The following is a 657-nucleotide window of genomic DNA, read 5'->3' as shown; positions in this document are numbered from 1 at the left end:
GAATGCATGGCACGCTGGGGTATCTTTCCCCCGCCCGATTCGCTAAGCAGTTTACGACGGCATCCGTTGCGTGAGTATCTACTTTCTTGACAGAGGTCCAGAGGCGCTCTTATTCTGGATGAAAGTCATAAATTAGGCAAGTAACGGACCACATGGACCTTATTCTCTGAAATACTGCTCTTAAGTATCGTTTTGAGCTACCTTATGGGTTTAGAATAGATAGTAGACGCCAGTTAACGGACGGAGGGATAATAAGGATCACGGAGGTGTGTGGCCATGGGTGAACAACGAAAACGGTACAATGAAGAGTTTAAAAAGCAGACGGTAAAGTTTCTACAAGAACAGACGAAGAGCTTCGGGGAGTTAGCGGAAGAGCTGGACATCCCCAAGAGCACGCTTCATCAATGGATGGGACAATACCGGGAGCTCAAGAATGAACCTGTAGCCAGTGTGGATCGGGTGAGGGAGCTCGAAGCCGAGTTGAAGGAAGCGCGCCGTCAGCTCCAGGAGCGCCAAGATCAGCTCGCCGACCGGGAGGAAGAACTGGCCATCATAAAAAAAGCAGTGCACATCTTCAGCAAACCAAGGAACGCCGATTCCAGTTCATGAAGGAACATCGCTCCGCGTTTCGCTTGGAGAAGATGTGCATCACCTTGC

1 protein-coding gene is annotated in these 657 nt (G+C 50.1%); it reads left to right on the top strand.

The window, feature by feature from the left end; genetic code table 11:
* Positions 1–276 precede the first annotated feature (276 nt).
* Positions 277–609 carry a transposase gene (locus ACFSX3_RS30430; RefSeq protein WP_036732259.1) on the top strand — a complete coding sequence of 111 codons (333 nt, stop codon included), beginning with the start codon at positions 277–279 and terminating at the stop codon, positions 607–609.
* Positions 610–657: the final 48 nt, after the last annotated feature.

The organism is Paenibacillus rhizoplanae (assembly GCF_042684125.1).
Lineage (GTDB): Bacteria > Bacillota > Bacilli > Paenibacillales > Paenibacillaceae > Paenibacillus_AQ > Paenibacillus_AQ rhizoplanae.
The sequence above is the reverse complement of the archived record's forward strand: the minus strand, read 5'-3'. Positions and strand labels throughout refer to the sequence as shown.

What these genes read in the sequence shown, in the direction of transcription:
- ACFSX3_RS30430 (WP_036732259.1), top strand. Translation starts at nt 277, where the DNA reads ATGGGTGAACAACGAAAACGGTACAATGAAGAGTTTAAAAAGCAGACG.